The organism is Amycolatopsis sp. cmx-11-12 (assembly GCF_046269425.1).
Lineage (GTDB): Bacteria > Actinomycetota > Actinomycetes > Mycobacteriales > Pseudonocardiaceae > Amycolatopsis.
This window is the reverse complement of the sequence record NZ_JADNQM010000014.1, coordinates 59,271-73,313: the sequence shown is the minus strand read 5'-3', so window position 1 is coordinate 73,313 and position 14,043 is coordinate 59,271. Positions and strand designations below refer to the sequence as shown.

General features: G+C 68.7%; 15 protein-coding genes. 7 read left to right on the top strand and 8 right to left on the bottom strand.

Translation table 11 applies throughout. From position 1 onward, the window contains the following. Positions 1–108: 108 nt before the first annotated feature. Together ACLARN_RS20545 and ACLARN_RS20540 are read right to left on the bottom strand one after the other, a co-directional pair. The gene (locus tag ACLARN_RS20545) at positions 109–1,269 is read right to left on the bottom strand and encodes a S1 family peptidase (protein WP_409493050.1); all 1,161 of its coding nucleotides are present in this window, start codon (positions 1,267–1,269) and stop codon (positions 109–111) included. A gap of 215 nt (positions 1,270–1,484) precedes the next feature. Beyond that, positions 1,485–2,198 carry a TioE family transcriptional regulator gene (locus ACLARN_RS20540; RefSeq protein WP_409493049.1) on the bottom strand — a complete coding sequence of 238 codons (714 nt, stop codon included), beginning with the start codon at positions 2,196–2,198 and terminating at the stop codon, positions 1,485–1,487. Positions 2,199–2,256: 58 nt separating this feature from the next. Here ACLARN_RS20540 and ACLARN_RS20535 point away from each other — a divergent pair, with 58 nt between their 5' ends. Further along, positions 2,257–2,805: a putative immunity protein gene (locus ACLARN_RS20535; RefSeq protein ID WP_409493048.1), complete on the top strand. Its 549-nt coding sequence runs from the start codon at positions 2,257–2,259 to the stop codon at positions 2,803–2,805. On the opposite strand, the gene ACLARN_RS20530 is transcribed toward ACLARN_RS20535, so the two are convergent. Continuing rightward, positions 2,802–3,269, bottom strand: a complete 468-nt coding sequence (locus ACLARN_RS20530) for a DUF6194 family protein (protein WP_409493047.1) — start codon at positions 3,267–3,269, stop codon at positions 2,802–2,804. The genes ACLARN_RS20535 and ACLARN_RS20530 overlap by 4 nt on opposite strands. A gap of 62 nt (positions 3,270–3,331) precedes the next feature. Here ACLARN_RS20530 and ACLARN_RS20525 point away from each other — a divergent pair, with 62 nt between their 5' ends. Then, the gene (locus tag ACLARN_RS20525; RefSeq protein WP_409493046.1) at positions 3,332–4,033 is read left to right on the top strand and encodes a MerR family transcriptional regulator; all 702 of its coding nucleotides are present in this window, start codon (positions 3,332–3,334) and stop codon (positions 4,031–4,033) included. On the opposite strand, the gene ACLARN_RS20520 is transcribed toward ACLARN_RS20525, so the two are convergent. Both ACLARN_RS20520 and ACLARN_RS20515 read right to left on the bottom strand, forming a co-directional pair. Then, positions 4,030–4,494 carry a peroxiredoxin gene (locus tag ACLARN_RS20520; protein WP_409493045.1) on the bottom strand — a complete coding sequence of 155 codons (465 nt, stop codon included), beginning with the start codon at positions 4,492–4,494 and terminating at the stop codon, positions 4,030–4,032. The genes ACLARN_RS20525 and ACLARN_RS20520 overlap by 4 nt on opposite strands. 45 nt (positions 4,495–4,539) lie before the next feature. Further along, positions 4,540–4,791 (bottom strand): hypothetical protein, encoded by a 252-nt coding sequence (locus ACLARN_RS20515; RefSeq protein WP_409493044.1) that lies wholly within the window; start codon positions 4,789–4,791, stop codon positions 4,540–4,542. A gap of 160 nt (positions 4,792–4,951) precedes the next feature. Between ACLARN_RS20515 and ACLARN_RS20510 the strand changes: the two genes are divergently transcribed. The 3 genes from ACLARN_RS20510 (at position 4,952) to ACLARN_RS20500 (ending at position 8,156) form a co-directional block, all read left to right on the top strand. Further along, positions 4,952–6,514: an adenylate/guanylate cyclase domain-containing protein gene (locus ACLARN_RS20510; protein WP_409493158.1), complete on the top strand. Its 1,563-nt coding sequence runs from the start codon at positions 4,952–4,954 to the stop codon at positions 6,512–6,514. 187 nt (positions 6,515–6,701) lie between these two features. Next, positions 6,702–7,373, top strand: a complete 672-nt coding sequence (locus ACLARN_RS20505) for a papain-like cysteine protease family protein (RefSeq protein WP_409493043.1) — start codon at positions 6,702–6,704, stop codon at positions 7,371–7,373. 9 nt (positions 7,374–7,382) lie between these two features. Further along, the gene (locus tag ACLARN_RS20500; protein WP_409493042.1) at positions 7,383–8,156 is read left to right on the top strand and encodes a hypothetical protein; all 774 of its coding nucleotides are present in this window, start codon (positions 7,383–7,385) and stop codon (positions 8,154–8,156) included. On the opposite strand, the gene ACLARN_RS20495 is transcribed toward ACLARN_RS20500, so the two are convergent. Continuing rightward, entirely contained in the window at positions 8,143–9,165 is a 1,023-nt protein-coding gene (locus tag ACLARN_RS20495) for an XRE family transcriptional regulator (protein WP_409493041.1), read from the bottom strand. The two genes, ACLARN_RS20500 and ACLARN_RS20495, sit on opposite strands and share 14 nt — an antisense overlap. A 34-nt stretch (positions 9,166–9,199) precedes the next feature. After that, entirely contained in the window at positions 9,200–10,387 is a 1,188-nt protein-coding gene (locus tag ACLARN_RS20490; protein ID WP_409493040.1) for a cytochrome P450, read from the bottom strand. Between the two features lie 30 nt (positions 10,388–10,417). Between ACLARN_RS20490 and ACLARN_RS20485 the strand changes: the two genes are divergently transcribed. Then, complete coding sequence (locus ACLARN_RS20485) at positions 10,418–11,494, top strand: M20 family metallopeptidase (protein WP_409493039.1); 1,077 nt, start codon at positions 10,418–10,420, stop codon at positions 11,492–11,494. Here the strand turns inward: ACLARN_RS20485 and ACLARN_RS20480 are convergent. Next, a complete protein-coding gene (locus ACLARN_RS20480; RefSeq protein WP_409493038.1) occupies positions 11,460–13,559 on the bottom strand; it encodes an ATP-binding protein in 2,100 nt (699 codons plus the stop codon). The two genes, ACLARN_RS20485 and ACLARN_RS20480, sit on opposite strands and share 35 nt — an antisense overlap. 180 nt (positions 13,560–13,739) lie before the next feature. Between ACLARN_RS20480 and ACLARN_RS20475 the strand changes: the two genes are divergently transcribed. Continuing rightward, positions 13,740–14,000 (top strand): hypothetical protein, encoded by a 261-nt coding sequence (locus ACLARN_RS20475; protein WP_409493037.1) that lies wholly within the window; start codon positions 13,740–13,742, stop codon positions 13,998–14,000. The last annotated feature ends 43 nt before the right edge of the window (positions 14,001–14,043 follow it).

Sequence of the window (14,043 nt, the reverse complement as noted above, 5' to 3'; positions counted from 1 at the left end):
GGGCCGGTCCGGAGCAGGTAGGCGATAACATCCCAAAATCCACACAGTCCATGCCAAGACCGGAAACGACGAGGCCGGGGAGCGACCGCCGCTCCCCGGCATAACGCGTCAGGACCGGGTCAGCGTGACCCCGTAGTTGTACGCCGCGTCCACGACGGGCTGGTAGTAGGAGTACGAGCCGGTGGCGTTGGAGCCCTGGTTGTAGCCGCAGTCGTGCCCGTCGTTCGGGCCGCCGGAGGTCATGCCCTGCGCGGTGTTGCCCGCGATGTAGGCACCGCCGCTGTCGCCGCCTTCGGTGCAGACAGTGGACTTGGCCAGGCCGCTGGTGGCGACGCTTTCCCCGCTGTAGCGCACGGTCTGGTTGTAGGCGGTGATCTTGCCGCAGGTCCAGCCGGTGGTGTTGCCCGCCTTGCACAGCGTGGTGCCGACCGGCGCCTTCGAGCTGCCGGTGATCCGCACCGTGGTGCCCTTGCGGGTGTCCACGTAGCCGCGGCCGGTGTCCTCGTCGTCGATGTCCATCAGGCCCATGTCGGCCGACGGGAATTCGGTGGCGACGCCCCGGCCGATGTGCACGCCGTTGCGGTTGAGGATGTCCGGGTTGCCTTCGACGCAGTGTCCGGCGGTGAGCAGCACGTTGTCGCCGTCGCTGGTGGTGCCGGGGAAGCCGAGGGAGCAGTTGGTGCCGGGGTCGAGGTCCATGATCTGGCCGGGGATGACGTCGGCCTGAGTGGTGTTGCCGTTGGCGACCCCGGTCCGGACGGTCACGCCGGACAGCGCCGAAAGCCGCTGGACGAGGGCGCGGTCGGCGCCCGGCTGCACGGTGACGACGACCTGGTCGACGGCGAGTTCCGGGCCCCAGGACTGCACCTGGGTGACATCTGCGCCGATCACACTGCCGACAGTGGCGGACAGGGTGTTCAGCGCCTTCTCGCCACGGGCGCCGGTGCGCGGCGTCAGCCCGGCAGAGCGGAGGGCTTGGGCGGACCCGGCGTCGGCGGCGTTCACCACGAGGGCGCCGGCGTCGTCGAAGTACGCGCCGTCGGTGTGGAGGCCACGGTTTCTGATGCTCTCCAGCGACGAGATCAGGTTCTTCTCGTGGTCCAGCTTCTGCGCGGCCTGAAGGGGGCTGACCCCGAGCTGGGACGCGAGAGTCTCGAGCATCGTCTGGTCGTAGGCGGCGGCCGGAGCGGCGGTCGCCGGGACGGCGAGCGCGCCGATTCCGGCGCAGACGCTCAGCAGAGTGAGCATGACGGGTCCGCGAATTCGCATGCGAATTTCCTTCGATAAGGAGGAATGACGAACCGCCGGAATATGTTCGGAAATGGCAGGGACCGGGCGGTTCATCTCGACGCGACGAACAGTACGAGCGGCCGACTATCGCGCCGTAGCGCCGAAAGTAGGTTCCGCCGGGGCACTCCTACTTTCGTAGGCGTAAAACGTGAATTGCCCGCGTAGTGCGCGGAAGTGTCATTGTCACAAAAGTGTCAGGAATTCTGCGAGCCGAGGTAGGCGTCCAAAGCGGCGGCGCCGGAGAGCAGGGCGCGGCCCCTTGCCGAGAGCCGGGTGTGCCAGTCGTGCAGCGTCGTCTCCAGCGGCACGACGCCGCCGGCCGAGCGGACCTGCTCGATCAGCGGCGCGATCCGCTCCAGGAGATAGCCGCCCCGCCGGAGCTGATGGGTCAGTTTGGCGTCGCGCACGTCGGCCGCGCTGTAGACGCGGTAGCCCGTCCGCGGGTCACGTTCGGGCCGGAGAAGGCCGGCGCGTTCCCATTTGCGCAGGGTGGCGGGCCGGACGCCGAGTTTCCGGGCCAGCGGACCGACGAACAGGTCGCCCCGTTCCTGCGGCACGGGTTCGAGGTCGCGGAGCGCGGCAGCGACGGCTTGGAGGGTGCGGCGGTCGTCGAGTAGCTGGGCGTGGCTCTCGTCGACGAGCCGGAGCGCCTCCTCGATCGCGTCCCGGTTGACCGCCGCCATGATCGACGACGCCGTCGCGTGACCGTGCCCCGGCACGAGGGCGAGGAACGCGCGCAGGGCTTGCGCGTGCAGCGGTGTGTAGGTGCGATATCCATGCGGGCTACGTTCGGCGGCGGGGAGGATCCCGTCCGCCTCGTAGTTGCGGACAGCCTGGGTGGACAGACCGTGCTCACGCGCGAGATCGACCGGCCTGAGCCGCTCACGGGTTTGAAGGTTTCGGCCCACTGTCCTGCCACCATCGCTCTGAAGTACCAACCGGCGGTTCAACGATACAGTCGAGAGAATGACGGCGGCGGACAAGAACCTCATGATCGACCTCGACCTGGCTGAACTGCGTGCGGTCACGGCCTTCTCCGTGGCCTGCGCGGAGCCCGCCCTGGTGATCTTCGAGCGTGAGTGCCCGGATGACCCGCGCCCGCGGGCCGTGCTCGACGAGGCACGCGGGTTCGCGGCCGGGGGCAAGCGGACGAAGGCCTTGCGGGTGACCGCGCTGGACGCGCACCGGGCGGCGCGGGTCGCCCGGGAAAACGGTCGTGAAGCCGCGTTCGACGCGGCCCGCGCCGCCGGTCACGCGGGAGCGTCCGCGTATCTGCACCCGCTGGCGAAAGCGACCCAGGTCCCGCACATCCTCGGTGCCGCTGCCAACGCGGCCCGCGCCTTCGAACTCGACGCCGGCGACGATCCCGCCGTCGGCGCCGGATACATCGAGAAGATGGCCGGGCTCGCCGGTCCCGTCGTGGCGGACGTCCTGAAGCGCTATCCGGACGCCCCGGCCGGTGGCCGCCGGGCGGGGGAATTGCTGCGGATGCTGGACGTCTTGTTGCGGCCCTAATCGCGATCACGTCGTTCGTAGCGCGCACGCGCTCGGTGATAGGCCGTGCCGAGCAGTTCGCGGGTGACCGTCTCGGTCCGTGACGCCGGGTTCACCACCGCCAGCCAGCCCGCGGTCCCGTAGACGGGATGGGCGAGCACGGTGTCGGCCGCGCCGGGATCGACGTCGGTCTCGGCCGCTTCCCGAGGCGTACGGCCGAGTCGCCGGACGAACTCGTCCTTCCCGGCGTGGATGTTCACGCGGAAGGTGTCCGCCCGGTCCAGGCGCGAGGCCTCGTCGCCGGGGTAGTTCTTGGTCACGACCGTCGCGAAGGGCTGGATGTTCGTCGGGACGACGCCGTCGGGGGAGTAGTAGAAGAACGCGTCGCCCCAGCTGAGCTCGGGCCAGTCGTCGCCGGGTGCCGGGGTGAGGGCCAGGACGCCGTCGAGGCCGGACACGAAACGGATGATCTCGTCGATGGTCATGTGCTCAAGCGTCACATTAAAGTGCTTATGGAGGGTTCGAGCCTGTTTTCGATGGAGTGAAGGTGCCAAGTCTCAAATCAGCCGGAATGCGTACCGCGGCGATCGCGCGGCGGGCGGGGTATTCCGTCCAGCAGGTGCGCAACCTCGAACGCGACGGTGTGCTCCCGGCGGCGACGCGGACGGCCTCGGGGTACCGGAGCTACGAGGAGATCCATCTCCGCTCCGCGCTGGCCTACCGCGCGCTCGCCGCCGGGGTGGGGCCGGTCGAGGCCAAGAAGATCGTCCGGGCCTTTCACCGGGACCCGTTCGCCGAGGTGCTCGCACTCCTCGACGCGGCCCACGCCGGGCTCGACGCCGAGCGCGCGGATCTGCGGGAGGCGAGGGAAGCCGTCCGGATGATCTCCCGCGAACCGATCGAAGACGTGCGCGGCTCGGACTCGATGAGCGTGTCCGAACTCGCGTCGGCCCTCGGACTGCGTCCGTCGACGTTGCGGCACTGGGACACGGAACGGCTCGTCGTCCCCGGCCGCGATCAGCGGGGGACACGGCGGTACACGCCGTCCCAGGTGCGGGACGCCCGGATCGTGCGTCAGCTGCGGCTGGCCGGGTACCGCGTCGAGCCCCTGCGCGCGCTGATGCCGGAGTTGCGGCGATCCCGGCGGCTGGAGGACGTCGCCTCCGCGCTCGCCGCCCGGGACGCCGGCATCACGGCCCGCTCGCGGGCGCTTTTCGACGGTACAGCCGCGCTTTCGCTGATCGCTTAGGCGTCCTTGGTCGTGCGTTCGCGCAGGGCGGCGAGCGCCTTGTCGGCGTGGACGTCGAACTTCAGCTCGCTTTTGACGACCTCGATGATCTTGCGGTCGGTGTCGATGACGAAGGTGCGCCGCTTGGCGTGCAACGGGCTGAACCGGCGCCAGACGCCGAACTGCTTGGCGACGGTACCGTCCACATCGGACAGCAACGGGTAGTCGAAGCCGTGCAGGGCGGAGAATTCGCGTTGTTTGGTGATGCCGTCGGGGCTGATCCCGACGCGGTGTGCGCCGACTTCGCCGAATTCCGCGGCCAGGTCGCGGAAGTGGCAGCTCTCCGAAGTGCAGCCGCCGGTCATCGCGGCCGGGTAGAAGAACAGCGCGACCGGTCCGGAGGACAGGAAGTCCGACAGCGTGCGGTCCTGGCCCTTGTCGTCGGGCAGGGTGAAGTCCGGGGCGAGGTCTCCTTGGTCCATACCCGGCATTCGGAGCATGGCGCACGCCGGATTGGTCCCCGGGGCTCAGCGCGTGCAGCGCCAGAAGACCCTCGCGTTGTACGGGGAAAGGATCTTGTCGTACTCCACGCAGTCCGTGAAACCGGCCCAAATCGCCTGGTTCCTGGCGTGATGCCGGGCGTAGATGAGTTCGAGGCCGAAGTCGCTCGACCCGTAGCCGATGAATTCCCTCGTCTCCAGGGCACTCGCGGAAGCGGGAGTGGCGATCGTGCCGGTGATGGCGGCCGCGCCGAGCAGCGCGAGCAATGTTTTTCTCATGGCTACCACGCTAGAACCGGAGTGCCGCGGGGTTCGCCCGCTGGATGGGCGCTGCCGCTGCGGCCGTCCGTCGTAAAACGGATATCGTCGCACCAGGTCTTCGGCTCGAGGAGTTTCGGTGTACAGTCGTTCACTCAAACCGGGTGAACGGCGGGTACGGGTGCGACCAGTCAAGGACTCTTCTGCGCGGGGCCGCGGGCAAGGGCCGTTCGGCTCCTGGCTGCTCGGCCCGCTCGATCAGGACGCGGCCGTGTTGCGCCGTCGCGTCCAGGGATTGCTCACCGGGACGCTCATCGCGACCAACGTCATCGGCGCGCTGGTCGTGGTCGGGCTGGCGGCGTTGCTCATGCCCGCTCCCGGTATGTCCGGCGACCTCGTCCGCGTCACCGCCATCGCGGTTCCCGTCTACGTGGTCTCCGCCGTCGTCGTGGGGGCGCTGTGGGGCACTCGCGGCGCGCTGCGAACGTTGCGCTGGGCGGCCGACGGCCGGACGCCGACCGACGCGGAACGCGCCGCCAGCCTGCGGGTCCCGTTGCGCCTGACGCTGGTGCAGGCGGTGCTGTGGGGCGTCGCGACCGTGGTGTTCGGCGCGCTGGCCGCGCTGGTACAGCCGCGGGTCGTGCTGACCGAACTGCTCGTCGTCGCCTTCGCCGGCGTCGTCGTCTGCGCGATCGCTTACCTGGCCGGAGAGTTCATCCTGCGGCCGTACGCGGCTTTGGCCCTGTCGGGCACCTCGCCGGCGCGGCCGCTCAGCGGCGGGGTCAACCTGCGGATGCTGTTGTTCTGGTGCCTCGGCACCGGAGTGCCGGTGGCCGGGCTCGTCGTCACGGCCGTGCTGGCGTGGGTGCGCGGCGACGTCTCGACCACGAAGCTCGCCATCTCGGTGATCGCGCTCGGTTTGGTGGTGCTGTGCTTCGGCCTGCTGGTGACCGTGTTCACCGCCCGCGCCGTGGTGAACCCGATCCGGTCGGTGCAGCACGCGCTGGGCCGGGTCCGGGCCGGTGACTTCGCCGTCGAGATCCCGGTCTACGACGGCACCGAACTCGGACTGCTGCAGGCAGGCTTCAACGGGATGACCGCCGGTCTCGCCGAACGCGAACGTTTGCGGGACCTGTTCGGCAGGCATGTAGGCGAGGACGTCGCGATCGAGGCGATGCGGACGTCCGCCGAACTCGGCGGCACCGTGCGGACGGTGTCGGTGTTGTTCGTCGATCTGATCGGCTCGACCACGCTGGCCGCCAGCCGTCCGCCCGAGGAGGTCGTCGGCCTGCTCAACCGGTTCTTCGCGGTGGTGGTCGACGAGGTCGACCGCAACCACGGGCTGGTCAACAAGTTCGTCGGTGACGCTGCCCTCGCGATCTTCGGCGCACCGGTGCGGCTGGCGGATCATGCGACCCTCGCGCTGTCCGCCGGCCGGGCGATCGGGCGCAGGCTGGCGGCGGAGGTGCCGGAATGCCCGGCCGGGATCGGCGTGGCGACGGGCGAAGTGGTGGCCGGGAACGTCGGCGACCCACGGCGGTTCGAGTACACGGTGATCGGCGACCCGGTCAACGAAGCCGCCCGGCTGACGGAGCTGGCGAAGAACGTCGAAGCCCGATTGCTCGCTTCGTGGACGGCGGTCGAGTCGGCGGCCGAGACCGAGGCCGAGCATTGGAAGGCGACGGAGGACGTCACCTTGCGGGGCCGCACCCGGCCCACCACACTCGCGACACCAAGGAACTGAAAACCCGGCCCGTGGTGGATTCACATCCTTTGTGAACGGGCCGTGAATCTTGCGCGAAGACCGCGCCCGCCCCACCACGGCTCCTGTGAACGATCACAGCGTTTCTTTGGCGCGCCTTGAGGATGTTGTCCCCGGAGACGGGTCAGCGCACGGTGATCTCCCCATCCCCATGCCAAAGGAGACATCTGTGAAGAGCCTTTCGAGGGCCGCGCTGGCCACCGGAGCCGCCGTCTTCGCGCTGAGCATGCTGCCCGCCACCGCTCTCGCGCAGCCCGGCGATGCCGGGGACCGGCCCAACGGCCTGATCCAGACCCAGACCCACACCCAGGTGCGTGAGATCGCCCCGGTGGCCGGGACCGCGACGACGATCGCCGCGACGGCGGCCTCGAAGCAGCTGAACTACACCCAGCAGGTCCAGCAGTACAACCAGTGGTGCTGGGCGGCGGACGGTTCGAGCATCGAGCGGTCGCAGGGCGGCACGGCCACCCAGGCCCAGTTCTGCGCGGCGGGCAAGGGCACGTCGGCCGGGTACTGCCCGAATCAACCCGCCCAGATCCCCGAGATCATCCGCGGTTTCCGCGGCACCGGCTTCTCCGCGCAGGACGCGGGCGGTCCCATCGGTTTCAACTCCGTCGTCGCCCAGGTCGACGCCGGAATCCTGAACCTGACAGGGATCTACTGGACCTCCGGCGGCGGCCACGCCGAGGTGATCTACGGCTACGACTCGGCGAACCAGTCGATCATGGTCGGTGACCCGTGGCCGACCTACCAGCGCTACCAGACCTGGAACTACAACCAGTACCGCAGCAACGGCCAGTTCCGCTGGAACGACACCATCGTCAACATCCGGAAGGGCTGAGAAGCGGTCATGAACAAGATCTGCCGGAAGTTCTCCAGTTGTCTCGTGGTGGCCGTCGCGGTCCTCTTGCCCGCCACGTCGCCCGCCGCGGCCGGTGAGGGAGTCGTCCCGCCCTCGGCCGACGATCTCGCGGCCGCGGTGCGCGTCGCGGGCGAACCGGGCGCGATCGGTCTCGCGAAATCGAACTTCCGGCAGGTCGACCATATCGAACCGCGACGGATCACGATGGGGGAGAAGGGAATCCCCGTCTACACCCTCAATCCCGAGTTCGTCAGAGGCACGGCAGGGGCGCCGGCCGGTGTGCTGAGATCCGTCGCGGTGACGGCCACCGCGGATTCCGGCCAGAAGGCGACGCTTCAGGCGATGCCGGAAAGTCCGGGAACGTGGGTCGCGGCGAGCGTGTTCTCCGGGAACGACGAAGAGACGCTGAGCGGGCGGCTCCGGCCCGGTTCGGTCCTGCTCAACGAGCCGCAGATCAACGGCTGGTACGAGCTGGGCCCCGACGGTGTGGTGCTCCTGCAAGCGAGTCTTCCCCAGACACCGGTGGGGAAGTTCCTCTCGCTTTCCGACTATCAGCGAGAAGTGCACGGCCGCTACGCCGACAAGCTGCCGGGTTCGGACTACCAGCGAAACCAGGGAATCGGCTTCGCGCAGGCCACGCCTCCGCCCGCCGACACCGGCCTGCCCGTCTCGATCGTGGCCGGCCTGATCGCCGCCGGGATCGCCGGGCTGGGAATCGTGGTGTTCCTGGTGTCGCGGAAGCGCCGCCTCACTCCCAGATGAGGTCGATCCCCGCGATCCCCACGCCGAGATCCTCGAAGTAGGCGCTGACCGTCGCACCCGGCCCGGGGTGCAGTGGTTCGCTGACCACGGGATCGAGTTCTTCGCGCTCCCGCACGGTTTTGACGCATCTGGCGGGAATCGCGTCGACGTCGAAACGTATCCGAAGCAAGTAGGCCGACATGCGAGACCGCACTGTCCGGTGGAAACAGGTCGAACGGACAGACGCGGCCAAGCGCAAGGCGAACGCGAAGGTGTGTGTTTCCCCTTCGGCCAGGCCGCGGTCGAAGAGGAGCTCGAACACCATTCCCGGCGAAGAGGTGCTTCGGCGCACTCTGCCTCTTCGGCAGCCGTCGGCGGCGAAGACCGTCGTGGCCTCCATGTCGGTGCCGGGTTCGTCCTGATGGGTGACCACGAAGCCGTCCGCGCCGGGCTCCCGTGCCCGCACCACCATCGTCGAGGTGATTTCCGCGATCCGTCCTTCCGAGGTCATGGTCAGCACGTCGACGACGGTCACGACGTCGAGCTTCGCGTTTCCCGCCGCACCGGGTGACTCGCTCAGTTCATCCAGCAGCGAGCAGGTTTCGGCCCAGCTTTGCCGCAGTTCCGCCACCGAAGGCCGGCGGTCACCTTCGCCGGGAGATCTTCGCTGCGGGCCGATCAGGACGACCAGGCTGTCCGCGGGAAGTCCGAGCACCGTTTCGAGCGCGCGGACGATGTCGAGCGATCGCGGCGTCGACGGATGCCGGAGTCCGCGCTGCCAGTAGCTCAAGGTCGATTCGGCCACGGAAACACCGCGTGCCGCCAGATGCGCGCGAATACGGGACAGGGAAAGCCCGCGATGCTCCACCGCTTCGGAGAGCGCGCGATGGAAGGGGCCGGACCGGACGGCGTCCGGGACCGATCGGCGGGCCGTGTTCGCCGTGCCGGGCTCCTTGCGTTCCTGGTACATAGGCACCCCCACCAACGCCGGGTTGGCGCACAGCATGCGCAGTCCGGCGGCCGACGGCAACCGTCGAAGGTCGAGAACCGGACTTTCCGCCCCGTCAGGCGAACTCGAGCCGCAGACCGTCGAGGCCGCGCAGCGTCACCTGCTTCATCCAGACCGGATCAGCGGTCAGGTGGAAGGCATGACCGGTGCCGAGCAGTGTCTCGAACAGGGTCCGGGCCTCCAGTCGTGCCAATGGGGCGCCGAGGCAGAAGTGGATGCCTTGCCCCAGCGCGAGATGCCTCGGCGAAGGGCGGTCGACGTCGAACCGGTCCGGGGCCTCGTAAGCGCGCGGGTCGCGGTTGGCCGCTCCCAGCAACACCACCGTCTGGTCGCCTTCGCCGACGGATTCGCCGCCGACGGTCGCGTCCCGCAGGGCGATCCTCGTGGTCAGCTGGACGGGGGAGTCGTACCGGAGCATCTCCTCGACCGCGTTCGGGATCTTCGACCGGTCCTCGGCCAGTTTCCGGTGCTGCTCCGGGTGGTTCAGCAACGCGAGCATCCCGTTGCCGATCAGATTGGTCGTCGTCTCGTGCCCGGCGACGAGCAGGAGCATCGCGGTGATCACCAGTTCGCCCTCGCTGAGCCGGTCGCCCTCGTCGGACACCGACACCAGATCGGAGAACAGATCGCCGGTCGGCCGCTTCCGCCGTTCCTTCGCCAGTTCACGGAAATAGGCGACGAACTCGCGCCGGGCGGCGACAGCAGCGGCGACGGTCTCCTTCTCGATCAGGAAGGACGGGTCGAGCGCGCGTCCCATGGCGTGCGACCATCCCTCGAACCGGTCACGGTCGGCGAGGGGTACGCCGAGCATCTCGCTGACGATGACGACCGGCAGCGGCCTCGCGATCTCGGCCATCAGGTCGAATTCGCCCATTTCGAGCGCCTTCGAGACCAGTTCCTTCGCCAGTTCCTCGACCCTCGGGGCGAGTTGTTCGACCATCCTCGGCGTGAACGCCTTGGAGACCAGCCGCCGCAGCCGCGTGTGGTCGGGCGGGTCGAGCGCGAGGAACGACCGGATCACCCGGCCCTGATCGTCCACCGGCTCGTTCTCGTGCGGGTCCGGCAGCACCTCCGGCTCCGGGTGCCCGAACGCGGGGTTCCGCAGCAGCGCGGACGCCTCCTCGAACCCGCTCACCACGAAGAACCGGTCGGCGGCCTTCACCACCGGGCCGCGGGCGAAGACCTGGCGGTAGAACGGGTACGGATCGGTCCTGGTCTCCGGTGTGAGCAGGTTTTCGAGCATTTCCCGATCTTATGCGCGAAGGTTGTTCGCATGACTGTCGACGCGATGATCGAAGACCTCAGGACACTCGTCGAAATCGAGTCGCCTTCGGGTGACCTCAAGGCTTTGACGGCATCGGCCGAGGCGGTCGCCGCCCTCGTCGAGACCCGCCTCGGCGGAACGGCGACCCTGGTCGAAAGCGCGGCGGGGCCCCACGTCCGGTGGACCGGCGGTGGTGAGCCCCGCGTGCTGATCCTGGGGCACCACGACACCGTGTTCCCGATCGGCACGCTGGCACGCCGTCCGTTCGCGGTGGCCGACGGCCGGGTGAGCGGACCCGGGGTGTTCGACATGCTCGGCGGACTGGTGCAGGCGATCCACGGCCTGGCGGCACTCGACGACCTGACCGGCGTCGAGATCCTGGTGACCGCCGACGAGGAAACCGGCTCGCACGCGTCCCGGGCGCTCATCGAGGAACGCGCCCGCGCGTGCGGCACGGTGCTCGTGTTCGAAGGCGCGGCCGACGGCGGCGGGCTCAAGATCGGCCGCAAGGGATGCGGCACGTTCGAGGTCGTCGTCACCGGCCGGGCGTCGCACGCGGGCCTCGAACCCGAAGCCGGCGTGAACGCGTTGACCGAAGCGGCGCACCAGGTGCTGGAGATCGCGGCGCTCGGCAGGCCCGAGAGCGGGACGAGCGTCACCCCGACCGTCGCTTCGGCGGGAACGGCGAGCAATGTCGTCCCCGCCTCCGCAACCGTCGTGGTCGATGTCCGGGTCGAGACCGCCGCCGAAAAAGACCGCGTCGAGGCGGGATTCGCCGCGCTGACCCCGCGTCTCCACGGCGCGGAGATCACCGTGCGGGGCGGGATCCACCGGCCCCCGATGCCCGAGTCGGCCGCCGCGAGCCTCTTCGCCGTGGCAGAACGACTGCTGCCCGGCGTCGCCGGGGTGGCCGTCGGCGGCGGGAGCGACGGCAACCTCACGGCCGCGATCGGCGTCCCGACCCTCGACGGTCTGGGCGCTGTCGGCGGCGGTGCTCACGCGGACCACGAGTACCTGCTGGTCGAGTCGATGGCGGAGCGGGCGAATCTGGTCACCGGCCTGGTGAAGGTGATTCTGGGTCGGTGATCCTCTTGATGCGCTCACGCGCTCGGTCGGCGTGTTGTTCGTTGCCGTACCTGGCGAAGAGCACGGCGGCCTCGTGCAAGCACTCGACGGCTTCCGGTGTCTCGCCCAGCTCCAGAAGGGAATCGGCGAGCGTGTCCAACGGATAGGCGATCGACAGTGGTGCGCGGATCTCCCTGGCGCGCGCGATGGCGGTCCGGCACACCTCGACGGCCTTCCGGTGGTCGCCGACTTTCTGCAACAGCTGTGCGAGCCCGTTCAGCGCGCCGACTTCCCCGGTCCGGTCGCCGACGCGGCGACGCAGGGCGAGCCCCCGCTCGCAATGCTCGAACGCTTGTCGATACTGCTGGAGTCCGGCGTGTGCGCGGCCGATATTGCCTTCGATGACGCCTTCCATGCGTTCGCCATCGGGTATCACGCGCAGTGCTTCGTAGAGGGGATTTAGCGCACGGTCGAATTGTCCTCGCTCGTAGTAAAGCAACCCGATCCCATTGAGAACCGCCGCTCGGTTGTACTCGTCGTCGAATTCGATCGACAGGGCCATAGCCTTGTCGAGTTCGATCAGCGCCTCATTCCAGCGTTTCAGCAGTGTGAGCGCCTCGGAGGTATTGAGTAGCAATCTGATTTCAGCGGCGCTGTCGTTGGATCTTCGAGTGGCCTCCAGTCCGGCTATCCCGCATTCGAGCCATTCGTCCAGCCTGCCGAGCAGCAGCAGGAATCGGAACCCTTCGGCGAGGTGGATCACGTGCCGATGCAGCTCGGTGTCCGCGGCGAGCCGGAGGACGGCGAGACAGTTGAAGCGTTCGGCCTCGATCCAGGCCATCGCTCCTTGTTGATCATCGAACGGCAACCGCGGGCTCGACGTGGCGGACGGCGGAGGCAGCCTGAGGTGACCAGGGAAGAGGAGGACGTCGCAGGTGTGGGTGGCGTGCACGTACCACCTGAGCAGTGACTTCAGGAGTTCATCGCGCTCTTCGGCGCTGTCGACGGCCATTGCCTGTTCCGCGGCGTACGCGCGCAGAAGGTCGTGGAAACGGTAGCGGTTGCCGGCGGAGGGTTCGATCAGGTGCGCCGCCGCGAGGGCGCCGAGCAGTCTGCGTGTTTCCCTTAGGTCGAGTTCGCCGATGGCCGCCGCGGCGTGCAGGCTCAGGTCCGGGCCGGGATGGAGACCCAATCGCCGGAACAACGACGCCTGGTCCGCGGTGAGCCGCTGATACGACGAGTCGAAGACCGCGCGGACAGCGGCACGTTCGTCCCCGGAGTTGCTCAGGACGTCGAGGCGGCCGCGGTCATCGGTCAATTCGGCGACGACGTCGGCGACCTTGGTCTGTCCGTCGCTGCCGACCCGGCTGGCGGCGATCCTCAACGCCAGGGGGAGCCGCGCACAGAGTCTGATCAGCTCGGCGACCGAGACCGGCTCCGCCGCTGCCCGCCCCGCTCCGACGATCCCGGTCACCAGTTGCAGCGCCTCGGCGAAACTGAGGAGATCCAAGGTGACCCGGGTGGCGGACTCGGTCACGACCAGGCCGGTGAGACTGTCCCGGCTGGTCACGACGGCCATACAGCCGGGGGTGGCGGGCAGGAGTGGCCGGACCTGGTCCGCGCTGTTCACGTTGTCCAGCACGATCAGGATCTGCCGACGGGCCAGCAGGGATCGGTACAGCCCGGCCTGTGCCTCGACGCCTTGCGGCAGGTCACCGGGCGGGGTGCCCAAGGCACGGAGAAAACCGTCCAGAACTTCGCCGGGGCTGGCGGGTTCACCGGGGCCGTAGCCGCGCATGTTCACATACAGGGTTCCGTCGGGGAAACGGCCTTGGACCCGGTGCGCCCAGTGCACCGCCAAGGAGGTCTTGCCGATGCCGGCGGCTCCGTCCAAGGCGGATATCACCACCGCTTCCGTGCTGCTGCCCGGTCCGTTCTCGGAAAGGAGCGCGTCGAGGGCGGCCACATGGCCGGCGCGGCCGGTGAAGTCACGGACCGCCAGCGGTAACTGCCTCGGCACCATCGGCTCGGCGGGGGCGAGGAGGCCTCGACGGGATTCTCTTCGCGAGTCGGGCTGACCGGCCATGTCTTCAGTCTGGCCGCGAGAACGCGCCGGCAGTAGCACGGATCGGGACCGCCACTCCGATGGAGCACCAGGTCTGTTCGGTGCCGAACAACCTCTGTTGTCCGGACGGTGAAACACCAGTTCTTGCCCGATTTCGGGCAAGAACTGGTGTTTCAGGCCTTCGCTGTGCATGATGAGGGCGTGGAGGACGCGGACATCGTCGAGCAGGTGGCCTTGTCGACGGGTCTGTCGACGGCCATCGCCGCACGTGTCGTCGAGGACGTCCTGGCGTTCTACCGGCAACCGGTCGAGCACTACGTCCGGTCGCGGCACGCCCAGTTGCAGGCAGAGGGCAGGAAGAACCCCGAGATCTTCCCGCTCATCGCCGGGGAACTGAGCCGTCGGCTCGTCGCGCCTCCAGATCTGTCCGAGCGGCAACTGCGCCGCATCGTCTACGGCTGAGGAGACCACGCCGGTCTTCGCGTGAAATCCGTCCGTTTTCTTT

Bases quoted from the DNA above. Each gene is read 5' to 3' on its own strand.
- ACLARN_RS20480 (WP_409493038.1), bottom strand. From the start codon at position 13,559: ATGGCCGGTCAGCCCGACTCGCGAAGAGAATCCCGTCGAGGCCTCCTC.
- ACLARN_RS20485 (WP_409493039.1), top strand. From the start codon at position 10,418: ATGACTGTCGACGCGATGATCGAAGACCTCAGGACACTCGTCGAAATC.
- ACLARN_RS20500 (WP_409493042.1), top strand. From the start codon at position 7,383: ATGAACAAGATCTGCCGGAAGTTCTCCAGTTGTCTCGTGGTGGCCGTC.
- ACLARN_RS20530 (WP_409493047.1), bottom strand. From the start codon at position 3,269: ATGACCATCGACGAGATCATCCGTTTCGTGTCCGGCCTCGACGGCGTC.
- ACLARN_RS20515 (WP_409493044.1), bottom strand. From the start codon at position 4,791: ATGAGAAAAACATTGCTCGCGCTGCTCGGCGCGGCCGCCATCACCGGC.
- ACLARN_RS20490 (WP_409493040.1), bottom strand. From the start codon at position 10,387: ATGCTCGAAAACCTGCTCACACCGGAGACCAGGACCGATCCGTACCCG.
- ACLARN_RS20545 (WP_409493050.1), bottom strand. From the start codon at position 1,269: ATGCGAATTCGCGGACCCGTCATGCTCACTCTGCTGAGCGTCTGCGCC.
- ACLARN_RS20535 (WP_409493048.1), top strand. From the start codon at position 2,257: ATGACGGCGGCGGACAAGAACCTCATGATCGACCTCGACCTGGCTGAA.
- ACLARN_RS20520 (WP_409493045.1), bottom strand. From the start codon at position 4,494: ATGGACCAAGGAGACCTCGCCCCGGACTTCACCCTGCCCGACGACAAG.